The organism is Nostoc sp., from assembly GCF_036917655.1.
Taxonomy (GTDB): Bacteria; Cyanobacteriota; Cyanobacteriia; order Cyanobacteriales; family Nostocaceae; genus Nostoc.
In genome coordinates this window covers 1-21,167 of the sequence record NZ_JBALCY010000075.1, presented here as the reverse complement: position 1 = coordinate 21,167, position 21,167 = coordinate 1, and the positions used below count along the sequence as shown (strand labels likewise).

The 21,167-nt window shown below is 42.3% G+C and carries 14 protein-coding genes and 1 pseudogene; 2 read left to right on the top strand and 13 right to left on the bottom strand.

Annotated features, from left to right (window positions below):
* Positions 1 to 325: 325 nt before the first annotated feature.
* Positions 326 to 679 (bottom strand): STAS domain-containing protein, encoded by a 354-nt coding sequence (locus tag V7K30_RS28995; protein ID WP_335005286.1) that lies wholly within the window; start codon positions 677 to 679, stop codon positions 326 to 328.
* Positions 680 to 1,188: 509 nt separating this feature from the next.
* On the opposite strand from V7K30_RS28995, the gene V7K30_RS28990 reads away from it, so the two are divergent.
* Positions 1,189 to 1,821: a DedA family protein gene (locus V7K30_RS28990; protein WP_335005284.1), complete on the top strand. Its 633-nt coding sequence runs from the start codon at positions 1,189 to 1,191 to the stop codon at positions 1,819 to 1,821.
* 188 nt (positions 1,822 to 2,009) lie between these two features.
* On the opposite strand, the gene V7K30_RS28985 is transcribed toward V7K30_RS28990, so the two are convergent.
* The 3 genes from V7K30_RS28985 to V7K30_RS28975 form a co-directional block, all read right to left on the bottom strand.
* Entirely contained in the window at positions 2,010 to 3,212 is a 1,203-nt protein-coding gene (locus V7K30_RS28985; protein WP_335005282.1) for an argininosuccinate synthase, read from the bottom strand.
* 694 nt (positions 3,213 to 3,906) lie between these two features.
* Positions 3,907 to 5,373: an APC family permease gene (locus V7K30_RS28980; RefSeq protein ID WP_335005280.1), complete on the bottom strand. Its 1,467-nt coding sequence runs from the start codon at positions 5,371 to 5,373 to the stop codon at positions 3,907 to 3,909.
* A 935-nt stretch (positions 5,374 to 6,308) separates the two neighbouring features.
* On the bottom strand, positions 6,309 to 8,621 hold the full coding sequence (locus tag V7K30_RS28975; protein WP_335005278.1) for a PhoX family protein: 2,313 nt from the start codon (positions 8,619 to 8,621) through the stop codon (positions 6,309 to 6,311).
* Positions 8,622 to 9,100: 479 nt separating this feature from the next.
* On the opposite strand from V7K30_RS28975, the gene V7K30_RS28970 reads away from it, so the two are divergent.
* On the top strand, positions 9,101 to 10,066 hold the full coding sequence (locus tag V7K30_RS28970) for a glycosyltransferase family 2 protein (protein ID WP_335005276.1): 966 nt from the start codon (positions 9,101 to 9,103) through the stop codon (positions 10,064 to 10,066).
* A gap of 45 nt (positions 10,067 to 10,111) precedes the next feature.
* Here the strand turns inward: V7K30_RS28970 and V7K30_RS28965 are convergent, their stop codons facing one another.
* The 9 genes and pseudogenes from V7K30_RS28965 to V7K30_RS28925 form a co-directional block, all read right to left on the bottom strand.
* Positions 10,112 to 12,898, bottom strand: a complete 2,787-nt coding sequence (locus V7K30_RS28965) for a ParA family protein (protein ID WP_335005274.1) — start codon at positions 12,896 to 12,898, stop codon at positions 10,112 to 10,114.
* Positions 12,895 to 13,377 carry a hypothetical protein gene (locus V7K30_RS28960; RefSeq protein WP_335005272.1) on the bottom strand — a complete coding sequence of 161 codons (483 nt, stop codon included), beginning with the start codon at positions 13,375 to 13,377 and terminating at the stop codon, positions 12,895 to 12,897. Before V7K30_RS28960 ends, V7K30_RS28965 begins: the two co-directional genes overlap by 4 nt.
* 44 nt (positions 13,378 to 13,421) lie before the next feature.
* Positions 13,422 to 15,908 carry an ATP-dependent DNA helicase RecG gene (gene recG, locus V7K30_RS28955; protein ID WP_335005270.1) on the bottom strand — a complete coding sequence of 829 codons (2,487 nt, stop codon included), beginning with the start codon at positions 15,906 to 15,908 and terminating at the stop codon, positions 13,422 to 13,424.
* Between the two features lie 116 nt (positions 15,909 to 16,024).
* Positions 16,025 to 16,885 (bottom strand): hypothetical protein, encoded by an 861-nt coding sequence (locus V7K30_RS28950; RefSeq protein WP_335005268.1) that lies wholly within the window; start codon positions 16,883 to 16,885, stop codon positions 16,025 to 16,027.
* A 246-nt stretch (positions 16,886 to 17,131) separates the two neighbouring features.
* Complete coding sequence (gene tsf / locus V7K30_RS28945) at positions 17,132 to 18,076, bottom strand: translation elongation factor Ts (RefSeq protein ID WP_335005266.1); 945 nt, start codon at positions 18,074 to 18,076, stop codon at positions 17,132 to 17,134.
* A 206-nt stretch (positions 18,077 to 18,282) separates the two neighbouring features.
* Positions 18,283 to 19,077 (bottom strand): 30S ribosomal protein S2, encoded by a 795-nt coding sequence (gene rpsB, locus V7K30_RS28940; RefSeq protein ID WP_335005264.1) that lies wholly within the window; start codon positions 19,075 to 19,077, stop codon positions 18,283 to 18,285.
* A gap of 359 nt (positions 19,078 to 19,436) precedes the next feature.
* Positions 19,437 to 19,604, bottom strand: a complete 168-nt coding sequence (locus V7K30_RS28935) for a hypothetical protein (RefSeq protein WP_335005263.1) — start codon at positions 19,602 to 19,604, stop codon at positions 19,437 to 19,439.
* Between the two features lie 459 nt (positions 19,605 to 20,063).
* On the bottom strand, positions 20,064 to 20,846 hold the full coding sequence (locus V7K30_RS28930; RefSeq protein ID WP_335005261.1) for a Uma2 family endonuclease: 783 nt from the start codon (positions 20,844 to 20,846) through the stop codon (positions 20,064 to 20,066).
* A 50-nt stretch (positions 20,847 to 20,896) separates the two neighbouring features.
* A pseudogene (locus tag V7K30_RS28925) lies at positions 20,897 to 21,073 on the bottom strand (HAD family hydrolase); the annotation flags it as partial.
* Positions 21,074 to 21,167 lie beyond the last annotated feature (94 nt).

Genomic DNA, 21,167 nt, shown 5'->3' with positions numbered 1-21,167 from the left:
TTGTCGGGCGCCTAGGCTAACAATAACCGCAGGCATCGCCTGAATTGGCGGTTACTAAGCACCCAGAATTCAATAATCTGCAACTTTGATTACTACTTTACTGGCTTAGATAGATTGGCTGACAACAAGCAGATTCATTCATCTGCCATTGATATTACCTAGCTCAAAGCCATGAATTTTCCTCAACATTCTTTTCTAGAAAAAATAGAAAATCAGCCTGCTAGCACCAGACTGTTATCTTTGACGGTGTGAAAATATATTGGAGAATGTGAAAAAATGCAAATATTGCTTGACTCCACCATCCATCTATAGATAGATTTATTAGTTAGCCAGCTAACACCAGATTGTTATCTTTGACGGGAGTAAAAATATCTTCATAAGTATGAAAAATTTCAAACACTGAATCTAGTTGGGTAAGTTCTAAAATCAACCGTACAGGAGTTTGCACGTTGCATAAAACCAAGCGGCAACCACTCTGACGCGCAGCTTTCAACCCTTTTACTAAAGGGACTAACCCAGAACTGTCCATGAAATTAACTTTTATTAGGTCGATAACCCAGAGTTGATGAGCTTGGGGCACTACTCCAGCCATCTGTTCACTCAAAGCCTTACCGCCTTCCAAATCTATACTTCCTTGGGGTTTAAACAAAATTACTTGAAGTTCTTGTGTGAGAGTCATGAATTTAACAGGGTAGTTGGAACACTTGACAAAAAATTGAAAAAAGACATTAATACCTCTTCTCTTTCAACGGCAAAATGACTGTTTTACCCAGATATTTGGGCAATTGCAGTCGTGCAGTTGAGAGGGATTATTTCAGTATTCATGTCGTATAATTTGTGATAACTTTCATCAATATAGGCATAAGCGCCTAACAATTTCGGTATCAACCGTATCTTTTACAAGATTTTCATAATTTAACTCGATATTTATAAACTTTTTATAAACTTTTTAATTTTTTTTGAAAAATTATGAAATTGTGGTAGAAAATTCTAAAAACCGCATAATTAATAGTTAAAAATTAATAGTTACCATAGACTATATTCTATGGATTATTCAGAATTAAACTAATGACTTAATGACTCTATGATGACTCTATGATGACTCTATGTAGTGGTTTGATTGACACTCCACGCAGAAACAAGCAAAGATATAATAAAAGTAAAAATTTGTAAAGACGGCGGTATGGGATGTCTTTAGAGCTGATTTCACTAGAAAATATCCAGGAAGTCGCCCACAGCTACGGCTATTGGGCAATTTTCTTGGGCATTTTGCTGGAAAATTTAGGCATTCCCCTTCCTGGTGAAACCGTGACCTTAGTGGGCGGATTTCTAGCTGGCAGCGATGAACTAAATTTCTGGCTGGTTCTTGGTGACGCAATTATGGGTGCTGTAATTGGCGGCACTTGTGGCTATTGGATTGGTAGAGTTAGCGGTTGGCCTTTCCTGGTAAAAGTTGGTAGCATACTTCGGATTTCGGAAGTACGGCTACTGAATATTAAAGATCAATTTACTCAAAATGCTGCTAAAGCAGTATTTTTTGGACGTTTTTTGGCATTGTTGCGAGTTTTTGCGGCACCACTAGCTGGTATAGCCGAAATGCCCTTTGGAAAATTCTTTTTATACAACTTGTTAGGAGCAGTTGCTTGGGCTAGTTTGATGGTGACATTAGCTTTTTTTGCTGGCAAAATTGTCTCTTTAGAACAATTGGTTGCTTGGGTGGGTCAATTTGCGATCGCAGCGTTACTGATCCTCGCTGCCTTAATTTTTGTCCCTCTGTGGCTGGAGTCTCGCCAAGTTAAGGAAGTGAGTAGTGAGGAGTGAGGAGAGACGCGATTAATCGCGTCTGTACAAGAGTGAGGAGTTAGGAGTGAGGAGTAAAGTGAAAAGTTATTTCTTTTAACTTTCACTTTTGTACTTTGCTTTTTTAACTCCTAACTTTGCCGATTTTAGATTTCTTCTTCAATCCAAAATCCAAAATTCAAAATCTAAAATCTAAAATTGAATAACTCCTAACCTCGAACTTGCTGCGACCAAATGCGAGTTGGTAGTCCCCAAACGTAGATAAAGCCTTCAGCAGCTTTGTGGTCAAATTGGTCTTCGGCTCCGTAGGTTGCCAAATCGGGAGTATAGAGGGAATTATCGCTCGAACGCCCAACTATCGTAGAGTTGCCCTTGAACAACTTCACTCGCACAGTTCCAGAGACTCGCTCTTGTGTCTTTTGAATAAAGGCATCCAGTGCAACTTTGAGTGGACTGTACCACAAACCGTTGTAAACGATTTGGCTGTAAGTTTCTTCAATCCCACGCTTGTAATGGGTGACATCTGCCGTTAAAGTCAAGCTTTCTAAATCCCGATGTGCCTGAATTAGGACTAACATCGCGGGTGATTCGTAGATTTCCCGCGATTTGATCCCCACCAGACGGTTTTCAATCATATCGATCCGTCCGATCCCGTGATTTCCAACCACCTGATTGAGTTGTTCAATTAGCTCAACTGGCTTTTTAGCTATGCCATTGAGGGTTGTCGGAATACCACCGTAGAAACCAATTTCGATGTACTCTGGCTCATTGGGAGTGTCAGCGATCGCTTTGGTCATCTCATAAATTTCTTCTGGTGGCTCAAATGATGGATCTTCGAGTAAACCAGCTTCAATGCTACGACCGAGTAAATTTTTGTCAATACTATAGGGAGAAGATTTTTTGACTGGTGAGGGGATACCAAACTTTTCCCCATAGGCGATCGTTTCTTCACGGCTCATTCCCCATTCTCTGGCTGGTGCGAGGATCTTCAGGTTGGGGTTCAGGGCGGTAACAGAGACATCAAAGCGAACCTGATCGTTACCTTTGCCGGTGCAACCGTGAGCGATCGCATCAGCACCATATTTTTCAGCTGTTTCTACTAATACCTTAGCGATCAGTGGACGGGCAAGGGCAGTTCCTAGAGGATAACGATTTTCATAGAGGGCGTTGGATTGAATCGCTCCAAAGGCGTAATCTTTAACGAAGCTGTCTTTGACATCCGCCACTAGGGATTCACTTGCACCCGATTTCAGAGCTTTTTCTCGAATTGGCTCTAATTCATCTCCCTGACCTAAATCTGCTGCTAAGGTAATCACCTCTTCCACACCCCACTCCTTTTTGAGGTAGGGGATGCAAACTGAGGTATCCACTCCGCCAGAATATGCCAGGACAACCTTTTTGGCGCGACCCATTAATTTCTCCAGTTAGGAAAACAAACAATGAGTCATTATTATATCTAAACTAATGCATGTATATTTTCTTCATGCAACAACCTATAGGCAGATTGTCAACAAACCCAGACAGCACAATCTGGATAGGCTAATTTCTGGTTAACTCTAATCGAAGTTTGTAAAGAGAGCGATCGCTTGTATTTGACATCCTCACCGAGCTAAAGCAACGGTGATTCCAAGAATCACTTCTTGGTTTTTCTGCTTCATAGCAACTGCCTCCACCCTCAAGGAGATTTGGTCTTACGTTCGCTCCACAGACTAGCCCCGCAAGCCCTGCGGTTTTAAAAATAGTCAAAAAAGCTTATGGAAGTTTATGTCTTTCAAGGATGTTTACCATTGCCTCTCAAGCTTTTCCCGGTCTACCGATTTTTCTGCGCCGCCAGTTTAACTGGACTTCGCTCGTTAGGCTGTCTGATCCATGCGTCACGGGTTGGTCAACGACCATATTCATTTTAACACAAAGCCGTCCTAGAAGAACGGGGTTTTAAACCCAATAGTTCTGATAAATATTTTTGCTCTGGTTTTGAACATATCAATATTTTCAATGCCAAAGGATTCATCTCAAGATGCAATATATCTACGACTTACGCATTGACAAAAAGTTGATTATGTGGCTAAGTCCCTACTTCCTATTAAGGGGCTGTACTACATTGTTCTAACTGAGGGTTTCAGTTTCATCAACGACAAATAGTCTACCTGCCCGACGAATAGCTTCGGGTTTGTGAATTTGCAGGAACCTTAACACTCCGATGCCCAGCAATAGCCAAATCAAGACGACAACTGGTGCTAAGTGAAGCGGTGCTGGTGGAGGGGGATAAAGGTTGCCAACTAGAACACTACTAATCGCGATTATCGAGAGCCAAGGTAGCAGAGTATAACGCAACCAACCAAAGCGATTCGTAGAGTTTCGCTCCAACTGAGTGCGGCGTTTTGTCGAGAAATATCGAAAACACGCCAAACTAGTCAATCCATAGATCGCTAGGGCAGCCAGCGTTATGACTGTTCCCAGAAAGGCAAACGCCTGAATTGGTGTCCACAGTATTCCCAACCCCAGCCCCACAAACGCAGAACTGCCACTCAACCCGAAAATGGCATTTGTCGGTGTGCAATAGGTGGGATGAATGTGCGCCAACCAAGGGGGAAACAGTTCTTCTCGACTGATGGCATAGACAATCCGAGCAGCAGCGTTGAGAAAGGCAACGGCACTGGCATATCCTGCCATGATTCCGGCAAAATCAATCAATAAGGCGAACCCATTGCCCCAAACGTGACGGGCGATCGTATCGAAGGGGGCAGCATCTTGGGCAAAAGCTGCCATGTTATGGATGCCATATCCCAGCGTTGCCACATATGACATTAGCACATAGAACACGCCGACTAAAACTAGCGTGATCATCGTCGCTTTCGGAATTGACTTTCGGGGGTTTTGAACTTCTTCACCCAACGTAGTTGCGGATTCAAACCCGACGAAACTGAGGATGGACAAAACGACACCGAGAACCAGGTTGCTGTGCTGGGGTAGCCCCGTCAGCGTGAAGGGTACTAGCGTCAGTTGTCCGGTTTTGCCAGCTTGCATCAACACGACGAGCGCGAGCAACAGACAAACGCCTAGTTCAAACATCAATAGCGTCAGATCCAATTGCAGCGAGAAGCGAATGCCGCGATAACACACTACTCCGACGATCAAAGTGAACAAGCAATACCATAATGTCCAGTTTAGGTGTACGCCAAACCAGTGCAGCAACAAATCTTGAAAATTCGCACTCATTACTAGAAAGACAAAGGCAATAGCCGCACCAAAGGAAATTAAACTCAACCAGCCAGCGAGAAAGCCCCAGCGCACTCCTAATCCTTGAGTTACAAAGGTATACAACGAGCCACTCGCGGGGAACTCGGCTGCAAGTATGCTAATTTGATCAGCAACCAGCAGAGCCACCCCAAAACCTATTATGTAGCACAACGGCATCGCTGCACCGACGAGTCCCGCTTGTGGAATGGTATTAAAAAAGATGGCACCCACTGGAGACACCGCAGCCACTGCCATAACGACCGCATGGCGCAATTGCAGCGTATTGCGTTGCAGCTTTGGGGGTTCGTTTGAAGAATTTGTAGCAGGTGTCATATCCAAGGGTGGTTTTTTTGCTGATACTGCTTATCATCCATCAATGGAAAAATCAGCGCAACTTATTGTCCGATCCCTGTGAGTAGACGACACCAATCTCAAACAAGCATTATTTTACCTCTCTGTCAATGCGTAAGTGCTAATATCTTTCAAGAAGTCTTGACTATAGAGCTTTGGATATCAACATAAGCTGCTGCAAATAGGAAGCGAATTTGTGTAAAAGCGTAGCGTTTTTAATGCAGGGAATGCATTGGCATTGCAGGGGGACGCATTAACATTGTATCGGGATGCATTGGCATTGCAGGGGGACGCATTAACATTGTATCGGGATGCATTAACATTGCAGGGGGACGCATTAACATTGCAGGGGGACGCATTAACATTGTATCAAGATGCATTGGCATTGCAGAAGGATGCATTATAGCGGTTCTCGGTTGAGTGAAGTACAGAACCCCACCCCCAACCCCCTCCCCGCTCTTCGAGAGGGGGCTATGATGTACCTCATCTGATTTGGAAACGCTATAACATTGTATTAAGATGCATTGGCATTGCAAGGTATTGCCAAATTTAATTTGCTACGAATTAATGAAATACTGTACTTAGTCAGTCTTTAAAGTTGTAACCAGCTTTCAACTAAACGATTTAGCTTGGTGATTATACAAATCATGCACACAGATAAATTATCTGTGTGCATCTATGATTGCAATTTTATATAGAACCCATTTGAGATCTATTCGTGAAACTAAAAGCCTTGCAGCTAGCTGGTTTTATCCCTGTTATTGCAAAAAACAGTCTTGTTAAGCAGGCTCTATCATTGATCGCAAAGTAACGGCTTACTTCAAAGCCAAGCACCCCAGCAAAAGATGTCAAATGGGTTCTATAGAACTCCAATGTAAAGAACTTGTCATCTAACTTCTTTACACGCACAGAAAATGCTAAACAAAACTGCCAGTCCGATTCTGACGCTGGATAGCAATTACAGATGGACGAGGGACACCTGTAGGTTGACCATTGATGTTACTGGGCCAACTACTACCACGAGGTACAGTGCGAGTCTGATTGAATGTTGTACCATTCAAATCTAGTAATTCAATGTTGCGACTCAGAATCGTGCCATCATTAATCGGACAATCTTCACCAGGATGCTGTACTGAAAGAATCAGCGTATCTCCCACAAAAGTTGGCCCAGTCATCTCGCAACGCACTGGCCCATAGGCAAACGGTACTACATGTCCCGCATTAGCGCCGCTGGTGGGGATAAAGAACAGCCAGTTATTACCAAAAACTCCTGTAAACTTAGAAACATCACCATTAATTTTGTGATCTATGGTGGTTGGAGTCCCAGCTGCACCAATGTCAAAACCATTGTGAGTGCCGGTAGCCATATCCGTCACACCCCAAACATTACCTTGATTGTCGAACACTTGGTTATCGACATTAGCAAAACCGGCACCATCAACTGATCCAGCTTCTCCACCTTGGGCGAATCTTTCCCAACGGAAGGTTAAACCTGTACCATCGGCACTATCTTCAATAATCTTGTATAGTCCGCCTGACTGCTGTGTAGCATTGACATCGGTACTTACCTTAGCAACTTGGAAAATCCGCGAATCTGGATAACCGTCGCTTCCTGGCGCACCATCGGTATAAGAGATGAACACTTCTTTGGTGAAGGGATGCACTTCTAAATCTTCTGGACGGGCTGTAGGTGTTCCCCCGGCCAAGTTTGCTGCTAAGAAAGCATCACTGAGAACAGCGCCTTGCGTGGGGTAGAAGTCAGATAGCTTCTTATTCTGATAATTAGGTAGTGCTGTCGCTTCGTTGGTGCGATCGCATTTAAAGATACCACCGGATTCAGTTTGACCTGCAACGCCATTGCGTCTCGGTAGTGGTAAAAATTTCACTTTTTCATCTAAGATGTTACCTTCTTGAGAAGAAATAACCGATGGTGGAATGGGATTGGTAGCAGTAGTTAAGAGTAACGGTATCCATCGACCTGTTTTGTCTGCGTTGTAACGGGCAACATACAAAGTACCACTTTCCCACAAACTGCTGTTGGCTTTACTAGTTGGTGAGGAAATAGTACCTTTACTGACAAATTTCCAGGTATGTCCGCCACGTCTGTCATCACCCATGTATGCGACTAATTTCTTGCGTGCTTCAGCCCGGATGGCGACGTTTTCATGGCGGAAACGACCCAACCAAGTGTGTTTGCGAGGGCGGAAATTCGGATTTACGGGGTCAATTTCGACAATCCAGCCGTATTTTTCGCCAACTAAACCAAAAGTCTTACCTATGGTATCTTTGGTGTAATCTGTCTGAGTACCATCAGGCTTAACTGATTCTGTGACACTACTTTGGAAGTTTTCTTCAGCAGATAAAATAGTTCCCCAAGGAGTTGTACCACCAGAACAGTTGTAGGCAGTACCAATAATTTTGTTGCCAAGTTTATCGGAACTCAGGTTAAATACTTCAGTTGCAGCTAGGCCAGTACTAGTTAAATAGTTTTTGTCACCTTGCTGGTGACTGCGACTTCCCCAAGAAGTAATGTTTTTGTAATCATCATTCCGTTGACTATTAATTCCCAACCCAGAAAGACCATGAATGCGGCGATTTCTGGCATCATCACTGACCACAGCAAAATGCTTCTTGGCGTTACGGCGAGAGACGCGAATGATTGATCCGCCTTGATTATATAAAAATTCCCCTTCCACTTCAATATTTTTTGCCGAGGGTAAAGCCCACCCAATCACCTGCTGGAATGCGTCAGGTGATGCTTTCACATCAGAGGGAGTTCCTGGTGCTAAGACAGAAAAAGGGAAACTAACATATTCGTGATTGACCCACAAATAGCCGACATCCTTGGTTCTACCAATGGGAACAAAACCAGTGTAATCGCAGTTGTAGCCGAAATAATCATCCTTGTTGGGAAACACGCGATCGCCCCAACTTACAATTACATAACGTTCGTACTCCGGCGGCACTACCAGATCATCAATGACGTTGTAGCTACTTAACTTAACATCCGCAGATGCATTTTTTACTTTTCCCTGACCGATTCCTGTTGGCAAGAAATTTTTTTGATATTTATAAATTGGTAGGGGATGGGGTAAGCGCACTGGTGTAAAGCTTAGTAGCTTAGTTTTTGCTTCCGCAATGCTGGTAACACCATCTAGGATTTTGTCTCCCAACACAACAGCACTGCCTGCAAAAAATATTAAAAGTTGTCTCCGGCTCAATGTAGACATCAAACTTCCTCTATTTTGATCAGAAAAATTTAATACAGACAAACTCTACTTATTGACAGAAAAAGCCATTGGTATTTACGTGAAATTTACTCCGTTTTTAATATTAGATAATTTGCTATTAAAAATAGATGATTTGCTATTCAAGTTACCTAAATGCATGAACTTTCCTAAGTTTGTCCTAAAATATAATAAATAAAAATTAACAACAGGTTATATCCTGATTAATTAGAATTTATCAACTGTTATTCTTTACGAAAAAATAATCTTGAAATATGATGACTTCAAGGATAAATACCTGTAACTGTCAAAGCAAAATAATCTTTAACAGATATACAAAAATATATATATTTAAGAAATGGTAAATTTATATACTTATTCTTAAATGTTCAGTAAATATTGCATAATCAGCAGATTGACCATTTCCGTAACCAGAATCAGATAAGGAACAGTGTCAGCGTCGCATCTGTCCTATCCTGGAGATGGGTAGTGTTGTGGGTGAGAGTGTGTTTTTCAGCGTTGTGATACCGACTTATAATCGCCAACCGATTTTAGAAAAATGCCTCCGCGCCTTGGAGGTGCAGGAGTTGAGTAAGCCAAGTGCAGTTACTGATTACGAGATTGTCTTAGTGGATGATGGTTCTACCGATCGCACATTGGAGTGGTTGGCAGAACATAAAGAGGAATTTCCCCATGTGCGATGGTTTCAGCAAGACCATGCTGGCCCAGCTGCGGCTCGGAATTTGGGGATAGAAAAGGCGCTGGGAGATAGAATTATCTTTATTGACAGCGATTTAGTAGTGCTGGAAAATTTCTTGCAAGCTCATGCGGATGCGCTAGTGCAGGGACAGGAGAAATTGAGGAGCGATCGCTTTTTCACTTACGGTGCAGTTATTAATACTTGTAATTTCGACAATCCAACTGCTGAACCCTACAAAGTAACAGATTTTTCAGCAGCTTTTTTTGCTACGGGAAATGTCGCAATCCCTAAACATTGGCTAGAGAAAGCTGGACTTTTTGACACCAGTTTCCAACTCTATGGCTGGGAAGATTTAGAATTAGGTGTGCGGCTGAAACAACTAGGTTTGACACTAATTAAATGTCCAGAAGCTGTAGGCTATCACTGGCATCCACCATTTAACTTAGAGCAAATTCCCCGATTGATTGACCAAGAAATTCAACGCGGACGGATGGGAGTTTTATTTTATCAAAAGCATCCTATATGGGAAGTGCGAATGATGATCCAAATGACTTGGCTGCATCGCCTACTTTGGGGAATTTTGTCACTTAACGGGGCACTTAATGAACGGACAATGGCTCCATTTTTGCAATGGCTAATTAATTTAGGTAAACCGCAATTAGCTTTAGAAATCGCCCGAATTTTCCTCAACTGGTACAACGTCAAGGGTGTTTATCAAGCCTATGCCGAAATGCAGCAAGCATCGTGATTCAAAAGTGAGGAGTTCAAAGTTACGTGTAACACACAAATAAAATTACAAAATCCCTTTTCCTAATACCTTACGCTTCAAAACCAGTATCCGAGGTCTTGCTCCTGTACCTGAAAAACCTAAACCTTCGCGGAATATTTCTGGCATATAAAATCGTGCCTCGCTATCCTTTTCCTTATCTTCGTAAATAACCCCCATTTCCTCTAGCATTCTTACTGTTGGCTGATCCATTTCAAACTGTTCTACTCCAAAAGGGATTTTTCGTTCAGAAGGGGGATATTTAGGTAGTATTTCCTCAACCCAAGTTTTGAAAGATGGATATTCTTCCTTGGCTTCTTCCACCTTCTGTTCACTACATGGTTTAAGAGCGCGGCGAATAGCTTGAGGAGGTAAAAGGCGGCTGGTAGACCACTTTTCAAATTGTACTTCTTTAGTTCTTTCCACAGTAATATCGGCTGCGTAGTACAATAAACGAACAATATCTCTTGCCTGAAGCCTACCATTAAAATCTGTCAAAGCTGCAAATATCCATGAAGCTGTATATGCTTCTTTAGAGTTATCTGAACCTAGCCTTTTACCCCATAATTTTTCTAATCGCTCTATAATATTCTGTTTATTTAAACTGCTAATCTCTGCTAGAGATGCATCTATTACTTGAGACTGGCTACATATCCAAAAGACTAAACGCAGAAAAGAATCTTGATCCCAAGATAGATCATAAGAAAGGTAAAGATTTTCAAACTGTTTTAAGTTTTGAGTAATTGTATAACGCAGGAAATCACGGCGCAGAAAAATTATTACCCCAAGGTTAGACTGCCTAATTTCTGATAACCTCTTTGGCAAATTATCAATCAAAGCTTTTAAGGCAATTTTTTCTTGATTGCTGGATGCAATGTTTGGGAATATATCCTCTAATCCATCAAACAGAAAGATAATACGTAAGCCTCTATCTTTCAAATCACGATTTATGATGCTAAGAATATTAGGACTATGTGTTTCAGGATTCACACCTATAGCTTTTGCAATTTGACCAATCCAGAATTCCGTCCATTCTGGTTCACTCCAGTTTTCAGCCGCAATTGCTCTTTTAATTCTATCCACATATTCTGAAGGTAGAAACTCAGGAACAGTATCTCCCAAAGCTGATCTTGCCTCGTTTCTAGCTTCGTTAATCACAGTTTTTGCATTATCTTTAATGTTACTTGATTCCAGGAAAGGAAAGATATAAGTTTTTAGCTGTGATTCCTGAATTGTATTTGTATTATCTATACGATTCAAAAAACTTTCCCAGTATTTAAAACGTGACAACTGTATATAGTTAAACGTTTTTCCTGCACCTTTAGCTCCAATTGATACGACATGAGGTAATTCATCTCGAAAATTAGTAGCTAAATTCTTCAATGGTTCTGTTACTAATAAATCTTCTCCCCGCCCTTGTTCAGCATACTCATATTGCTGACACAAATCTCTGAGTCTACGAACCTCAACAATTCCCTGATGCTCTTTTATCGATTTTGACTTTAACTCCTGATCATTGGTTATAAACAACTGTTCTTTAGCCCACTCCTTTGCTACATTCATTACTGAAGTTGAACTTAGTTTTAAACGTGCATCATCCCAATTATTAATGTATAGTAATTCTTGGGAAAAATAGGTTTCTTTGTAATACAATCTTGTAGCATATAAATTATCTTCTTCTGACTGTAAATAAGCAGTTTGCAATCGTACCAATGCATCTTCAACCGCAGGTAATAATTTCAATTCTGGCGTTAGCATACTAATGATCAAAGACGGATCGTAATATCTTTCATCATTTACACTTGCCTCTGACGGTGCTACTCTAGCGATTTGTTCCAGAACAAGACTTGTACCTCTCACAGATTGATCGTTGATTGTGGTGATCAGAAAACGTTGAATTCTTGGATCAAAAATAATAGGACTTGATATTTCACTTAAACCCGCTCTCAAATCAATTAATACATAGTCAGCACCAACAGCTTTACCTAAACTATGAATAGCATTACCGCATTCCCAAGCTCCATCTGGACTTCTTACCAAGTGTTCAGGCAGAATAGGTGTATCTAATAGTTCTTTATCTTCAAGACAAGCCGGTAGAAAATAAACTGTTGCTTTACCTTCGTACTTAGCAGATTTTTTAACTTCCCGTGCAAATAATGAAAGTGCTTCTTCTCTTTCAATAGGAGAATAGTGGTAAACTTCAAGGAAATCAATGAAAGAAACTGCTGGTTGCTGTTTTTCAAAAGCGTTCCAATAAGTAAGACCAGGAGCTTCTAAATCAGCATCAATAACTAATACAGTTGTAGACCTATCTATTTCTTTAGCTCTATCTAGTAAAGCAAAAAGATGCGCTGCTAAATTAAGTGTTCTACCAACACCACCTTTAAAGGAATAGAAGGCTATTAAAGTAGGTTTTTCAATATATGGTTCTGGAAGTTTAACTGGTTTTACTATTACCGTTTCTACTTCTGATTCCCTATCTAAATAAGCAATTTCTTCCCAGAATGGACGCACATCAACATCAGTTTTATAAACTTCTTCTCCCGAAAAAAATTCTACCGATAATGTGGCATCACCAAGAGTAAAATAAATCACAGACGACTCTTGTTCATACCAATCTTTGAACCATTCTTTTAAAGCATCGTTAGCATTTTCTCTGTCTTCATCACTAATAAGATATATTTCTAAAGCATCTGAGTAACAGCGAATTTTTACTACCCCTTCTGGTAATTTAGTCCCATAGTTAGTTTTATGTCCAATAGTTCTCCTGACATCAAGCCACGTCAGTAATTTTGGCGATTTTGGTGCATTCATGGTTTTTCAATTTCTCCGGTAATCCATTTTGATATTGCTAATAGCTTATTCTCTATATCTTCATCGCTTGCTTGTTGTGTTTGAGTAACTTTTTGTTTTTGAGTAACTATATAAATTACTTTTCCTCCATACCGCCACATTTGGTTAATCTGTCCACTGTTTAATTTTCTCTCTTCCTGATTCTTCCTATTATCGAATACTTCCTTAATAAATATTTCAGGTAGATTTAAAGACCCTCCTGCACCTAAACAGTCTAATAACTTATTTATATTATGTTGACATTCCGCAATATCTGTACACGAATCACTACGCTTATGCCCCTGCCTCTTCATTAAGATTGTCTTAAGACCACATTCAACGGCATAAAATAAGAGTAATCGATGAGCATTAGTTCGAGATGTTTCCTGAGAATTTTTATAAGCACACAGATTTTGAGACCATGCTTTTTCCATTTCCCGATCTGTAAAAGGTATTGCCATTAAGCTATTTTTACTTCGGTTAAGTACGAATTTACTCAGATATATTATGTTAAAATCGCCCCACCCATCAAGCGCTCATACCGATACTTCAACTCTTCTTTCATCAAATACCAACGCTCTAGGGTTGCATCCATTTCTATAATTTTCTCGGCTGCTTGCCGTGCTAAAAGTAAAACTTCCTCATCCTCAACCAAACTAGCCAAGGTAAAATCTGGCACTCCAGATTGACGAGTTCCCAAAACTTGCCCTGGCCCACGAAAACGCATATCCATCTCGGAGATGAAAAAACCATCCTGAGATTGTTCCAAGACCTTCAGCCGTTGTTGAGCATCAGGACTCCTAGAACTGCTCATCAACAAACAGTAAGACTGAGCCGCCCCACGACCGACACGCCCCCGCAGTTGGTGCAATTGTGATAAGCCAAATCGCTCGGCATTTTCAATGAGCATGACTGTAGCATTAGGTACGTCTACACCAACCTCAATAACAGTAGTAGAAACCAAAATTTGCGTTTGGTTATCACGAAATTTGGTAATCGCTTCATCCTTATCGGCTGAACTCATGCGACCATGTAACAACCCCACTTGAAAGTCAGGAAAAACGCTTTCTTGTAACTTTTGATGCTCCTCAGTTGCCGATCGCAGATCCAGTTTTTCTGATTCTTCGACTAACGGCAAAACCACATAAACTTGTCTACCTTGGGCAATTTCTCGGCGGATGAGGTCGTAAGCATGGTTGCGTTGCTGACCCGACAATACTGTTGTCTGAATCTTTTGTCGCCCTGGTGGTAACTCATCAATTTGGCTGACATCCAAATCCCCGTGTATCGTCAGTGCTAAGGTTCTGGGAATCGGGGTAGCTGTCATAGTTAACACATGGGGTTGTTCGCCTTTTTGCTGCAAACGCGCCCGTTGTTCTACCCCAAAACGATGCTGTTCATCTATCACCACTAACCCCAGTTGCTGGAAGTTTACAGAGTCTTGAATCAAGGCATGGGTTCCCACTAATAGAGGTAATTCACCAGTTGCTAACTGAGAATGTATTTGTCTTCGTTTCGCAGTTTTAGTAGAACCTGTCAGTAATTCCACTGGCAAATGCAGTAGATTAAACCAACTAACTAACTTGCGATAATGTTGTTCTGCCAAAACTTCTGTGGGAGCCATTAGCGCCGCTTGGTAGCCGGATTGAATTGCTGCGAGGATAGCCAGCACGGCGACAACTGTTTTACCAGAACCGACATCCCCTTGCACCAGACGATTCATTGGTACGGGTTTCTGCAAGTCGTTGAGAATGTCGTTGAGGACTCGTTGCTGGGCGCCAGTCAGTTGAAAAGGCAGTATTTCATGGAATTTCTCTACAAGCTGACCTCGTGGGACAAGGATGGCGCTAGTTTGAATCGCCCTTGCTTGCTGCTGACGTTGCAGCAATCCAAGTTGTAGGTAGAAAAATTCGTCAAAAACTAGGCGACGACGGGCAACTTGCAGAGCAGCGCTATCACTGGGAAAATGAATGTTAGCGATCGCATCTTTCAATTCCATCAAACCATACTTCTCTCGCAAACCACTTGGCAGAGGGTCTTTCAGGTGAGCCGCAGCGGGCAAAGCAGCAATTACCGCCTGTCGTACTGTATTCGCCACCACGCCCTCAGTCAGTCCATAAATTGGCACCACCCGCCCAATATTCAGCGACTCAATCGAATCTCCTGGATTTGCTAAAACCTCTAGTTCTGGATTATCCAGTGTCAAGCCGTATTTACTTTCTTTCACCAACCCACACGCCGCCAGAATACTACCCACGGGATAACGGCGTTTTAAACTTTCTTGCCAAGCGCGACTGCTAAAGCGCGTACCTGCGTAAAAACGACCAATTTTGATTTGACCACTGTTATCTTTTACAACCAGTTCTAAAATTGATAATTTCTGATTTTTAGGGCTAGTAAAGCAGTTGCAACGCTTCACAGTTGCCACTATTGTCACCGTCTCACCCGCTTGTAACTCGCGGATATTCACCTGACGCGCATAATCAATATGGTCACGAGGATAGTAGAAAAGCAAGTCGCGGACGGTGTGTAAACCAAGCCGTGCCAAATTATCAGCTTTTTTGAAGCCTATTTCTGGTAAATCACTGAGTTTTTGCTCAATTTTCGGGGCAAGCCTCCGACTCACCTCAGTGATAATTTTAGATTTTGGATTTTGGATTTTGGATTGATAAGTTCTCCCCTGCTCCTCTGCTCCTCTGCTCCTCTGCTCCCCCTGCTCCCCCTGCTCCAGTTGGGAGAGATACCTCCGAGTCTCTGCTACTAAATGTTGTCTTTCTTCCACTGCTAGATGTGGATAACTAGCAAATTGCACCGCTAGACCTTGCCAACGGCGGCGTTCAGTTTGGGGTAAGCCTGTTGGGAATTTGCCCAAAGTTAGGCTCAGAAATTCACTGAAGCGGTATTGTCTGCCCACCAAGTCTATAAAGCCACGTTCGGCTTCTATTGCCAAGGCTTTATGCAATCGTATCCAATCTGGTTTTTCATTAGTCATTGGTCAGCAGAATTAGGAGTTAGGAGTAGAGACGCGATTAATCGCGTCTCTACAGGAGTGAGGAGTTAGGAGTTAGGAATAAATAACTCATAACTCATAATTCATAACTCATAACTTTATTCAAACCAACTAGCACGCCATGCAGCTTCAGCTTCCGCGATCGCTCTTTCTCGATGTTTCTTTTGATACTCTCGTCCTAGCTTGTTTAGCTGAACTAAAATACTGCGGATTTGCCTGCGCTCAGAGGAGAGTGTCACATCAGCAAATTCAATTTCCCCTAGCCGCAGGTTAATAGCCATAATTTGCGTCAGTCCAGAATCTTCTGACTGCTGCTCATTTTCAATTTCAATTACTAAGTTTAATAAGTTGGGTGGCCCTGGCATTACCTCGGCAGACGCTTCTGATGCCGCCGCCGCTGCTGCTGCTAAAATCGGTTCTGGCAATTTTTTGGGCAATATCCCAGCTTTTTGTAATAAAAGATTAGCATCATGCGAAAGTTTTTTCAGTATCTCTTGCGTTACCTCTTCTAAGTTCTGTTGCCATTTTGCCAGTTCTATAGGATTAGAGGTATCGGGGGTAAAAGGCTCAGAGGTAGATGTGCCAAGTATCACAGGAGATGAGGATGTTGCTTCCCCATCTCCCCCATCCTGCCCATCTCCCTCATCTGTTCCATCCTTTTCCTCTCCCTCTACTTCCTCACTTTTTATACAAATGAGCAATTGCTCAGATGCCAGTTGACCCAACTTGCGGATGGCTTGTTGCAATTGTTGGCGCTGATTCAATGATAAATGCAGAAAGTTTTTGGGATAGCCCTGGGTACAAAGGTGGTAACTCGCCAGAATCAACTGTTTTCGTACAGCTAGCCCCAAAGTGTTTAGATAACTAGTATAAGTGGTTTGTAGTTCTATTGCGATCGCCCGAATCGCTTCTTTCAGTGCTGCAATATCCCGTTCAATTCGCTCGATTGCTCTTGCCATATCTTTTCGTTCTTGCCCATGTGAACCATTACATAGTACAAATGTACGAACTTATTTTAGGATAACTTTCCAGAGGATTTTAGATTTTAAATTAAATGCAATACTTCACGTATCTACTAATAAAGTACAGGTCAGGCTATTTGCTTGACCTGTCCTTAAATAAGTTAGGAGTTAAGAATTATGTATGAGCTATGAAGTCAAACTCCTATTAACTCCTAACTCCTAACTCCTAACTCCTAACTAATATTACTTGCCGCCCATTTGGGCAGCGACTTCATCAGCAAAGTTACTTTCTTGCTTTTCAATGCCTTCGCCCAGTATATAGCGGACAAAGCGAGTGACTTGAATCTCTTCGCCTAATTGCGCCTTCACTTGCTTCACCAAGTCTTCCACGGAAATACTTTGATCGCGAATGTAAGGCTGATCGAGTAAAGTCAATTCTTTCAGGCGTTTTTCAATTCGTCCCTGAACAATCTTTTCTTTGATGTTATCTGGCTTGTTCGCCAAATCATCCTTGCCCATTTCAATCTCTTTTTCCTTTTGGGCAATTTCGGCGGGGATTTGGTCTACGCTCACATACTCGACATTTGGGCAAGCCGCAACTTGCATTGCAGTGTTCCGTGCCAAGCTTTGAAACTCTGAATTAGCAGCCACTGACTCAGTTTGAGAACTTAGTTCTACCAATACACCAACTCGACCACCAGTGTGAATGTAGCTGTCTACTATACCTTGGGTGGCTTCTGCTAGTGCAAAATTGATAAAGCGACGAACTTGGATGTTTTCACCGAGCGTGGCAATGGTTTGCTTGATAAATTCTTCTACAGTCCCACTTTCATTACCAGCATAGGGTTGAGCCAACAAAGACTCAACACTATCAGCAGTCGCTGCTTGCTTTGCTAGGTTCTTAACTAAAGCTTTAAAAGCCTCATTACGAGCAACAAAATCAGTTTGGCAGTTGACTTCTATGAGTACACCCACCCGACCACCGGGCTGAATGTAAGTGTCAACTAGACCTTCTGCCGCAACGCGATCGCTTTGTGCCCCCGCCTTAGAGATGCCCTTTTTCCGTAGCCAGTCTACGGCTTCTTCTATGTTGCCATCAGTCTCTATCAGCGCCTTTTTGCAGTCCATCATGCCGGCACCAGTTTTTTGGCGTAGCTCTTGGACGAGTTTTGCAGATATTTCCGCCATGTTGCCTCAATTCCTAACTTGACCTCGAGTTGTAATCGCTCACGGGTGTTGAGTATTTCTATCTTACTCAGGGCTGGGGAAGAAAAAATAATGAAGTTATAAGGTATGAGTTTTTTCGCTTCTACCTTTGCCGCAGGGTAGGGCGGCTTGCTGCTACTCTGCCAGCCACCGCCCTCCTTCGGACACTTACTTCACCCCTGCTTTACTTATGCCTCTGTTTCCTCGTCGGGAATTACGGCGTCAGTATATTCGGTTTCTTCGTAGTCTTCGTCATACTCACCACCGTCGTAATCTTCGTAATCCTCTTCAGCATCCAGCTGACCGTGACGACCTTCATAAATGGCATCCGCCAATTTTCCGACTATCAGCTTAATTGACCTGATAGCATCGTCGTTTGCTGGGATGGGGATATCTACTACATCTGGGTCACAGTTTGTATCCAGCATGGACACAATCGGAATATTCAGCTTTTGGCATTCTTGAACTGCGTTATATTCCCGCCGTTGGTCTACAATCACCACGATATCGGGTACTTTTCGCATTGTTTTAATGCCTCCCAAATATTTCTGAAGCTTCGTCATTTCCCGACGTAGCATTGATGCTTCTTTTTTCGGTAATAAATCTAGTGCGCCAGTTTCTTCACGGCGTTCTAAATCTTTCAGACGGTCTACCCGTGTTTTGATGGTTGCCCAGTTGGTCAACATTCCGCCCAACCAACGTTGGTTAATGTAGTGGGAACCACAACGGGTGGCTTCTTGGGCAATAATTCCAGCTGCTTGCCGCTTGGTGCCGACGAAAAGAAATTTCTTCCCTTGTTCAGCGTGCGATCGCATGTAGTTATAAGCATTATCCATCAACTGGGCAGTTTGCACCAAGTCGATAATATGTACACCATTGCGGGAAGTATAAATGTAAGGAGACATTTTTGGGTTCCAACGCCGGGTCTGATGCCCAAAGTGAACCCCTGACTCCATCATTTGAGCCAATGAAACTACTGGCATATATTTTCTAACTCCTATTCGGGTTAAACCTCCATCCAAGTGCATTTCCCAACTGGGAAACACCCGAATTCTTAGATGTGCGAGATTAGTTAACTTTACTAGGTTAACACATTCAAAAGAGTTGTAGTTGGTTGACAGAGTGAGGGCAAAAAAATAGCGTTGCCCACTCAACAATTGGGCAGCGCTATGCTTGTAGTGATAAAAATCTTGCTGTTTTAAACGCCTTCAACAGCGATCGCCGCGCTTATTTTATAGGAGAAAGTACTCAGTATAAAAAGCTTAACATTACGCGCTTGAAGCTAAGGGAGCGACACCTTACTGTTTAACTGACTGGTTTTAAAATACCCCAAAAGACCTATCTACTCACGGTCTTCTTCATCCTTGGGCTTGGGTTTTTGTCGCCGTTGTTCTACCTGCTCGTCAATAGTTTCTCTCATTTTCCGTTCAGCAGTGTCCATCGCAGAATACTTAAAGCGGTTGATTATGCCACTGAACAAGTTGCCAAAGAATCTTTCAATTTCTTGCATAATTTTATACCTCAGTATTTAAAGGTAAATTCTTGACTCTACATTGGTCTTGGACTTTCTAGTGGAAGTTGGAAATAAAACGCTAACCTCTGATGAATGACTGTATAAAACAGTCTTCTCAATCAAATCACTACTGTTGAGATTTCCGAGATTGAAACGCGATGGATATTCGTCTATTGTATTCTGTCTAAGGTAATAAATGTAGCAAAAACACAGGTAACAAATTGTCTACTTGTTTGTAACAATTTTTCGCTTTTACAGTCACTTACTCATTAGCGCCTTTGGTGCGATCGCGCCAAAGGCAAAGTTTGGTAAGCTGTCGCGCGTGTAACTTGCACTTTTTATGGTCTGGAACCCTTGTTGCAACGAGAACACTCTCGAAAATTAAAGACGCGACAGCTTAACAGAAGCACAAAGCGATGTCTACGACGGGCGTAGGTATAGCAACTTCTGTGCATGTTACTGAATACTATCGGGGTCTACATTGAGAGAACGTAACCTTGCCTTTAACTGTTCTATCTGCAATTCTGCCTGTTCTGCTCGTTGACGTTCTTGTTCTGCTCGTTGACGTTCTTGTTCTGCTCGTTGGCGTTCTTGTTCTGCTCGTTGACGTTCCTGTTTTACCAGTTCTTCTGCTTGCTGTCTTGCTAAAACTTCCTGCCCTAAAGCCTCTACCAGTTCATCAGGGATCAGTAATTTTTCCCCCGTATCCTCTCGATAAAACCCAATTAGCCTTCCTTCAACTACCAAGCGTAGTTGTAACGGTTCACTGCGTCCATCTTGTATAGGTTCGTAGATATCTCCCCGCAGGCGATAACCACGTAATTGTTGTTCTACCCACTCGCCTTTAGGGTCAAATAGCCAGTATTCCTTGACACCTAGCTGCTCATAGAGGGTCTTTTTAAAGATTTCGTCTTGTCCCTTAGTACCAAAGGATGTCATTTCAAAAATAACTGTGGGTACTTGACCCTCTTCCCAGATTTTATAGTTATCCCGACCGCCGGGTGCAACATCAAAAATCACCATCACATCTGGGGCTACGCGCAACTTGGGAAAGCCCTGTGCATAATAAAGAAATTGATTTCCCAATACTGTTCCCTGACGATTTGCCAGATACTGTTTCAGGACTTCCAAGGTAGTTAGCAAAGCATAAAGGTGGTCGTAGGTTTCTGCCACTGGTTGACCATCAGCACTGGGGTAAAAGATTTCTGATTCGACACTAACAGGTAAGGTAGCCGTCATGGTTGTAAAATCAGTGCTACGAGATTATTGTAGAACAACTCTACTTCTCCCTAACTTGGGATGTACAAGCTTTTCAAAATATAACTAGATAACTCACAAAATCCTTCTCCTTCAGCAGCAGTGGTAATGTAAGCAGGCTGATATTTCAACTGATTTATATATTCCAGGACATTCGCCACGCCTACAGAAACAGGAAAATAACGCCGATCAAATAAACTTTCATCATGGGAGCATCCCAGTTTTTATTCTTCCAAAAAAGGTAAATAAAACATGAGAAGGTAAAGGAATAATCCAGGCGTTCGTGTTCATGGGAGCGGTCAT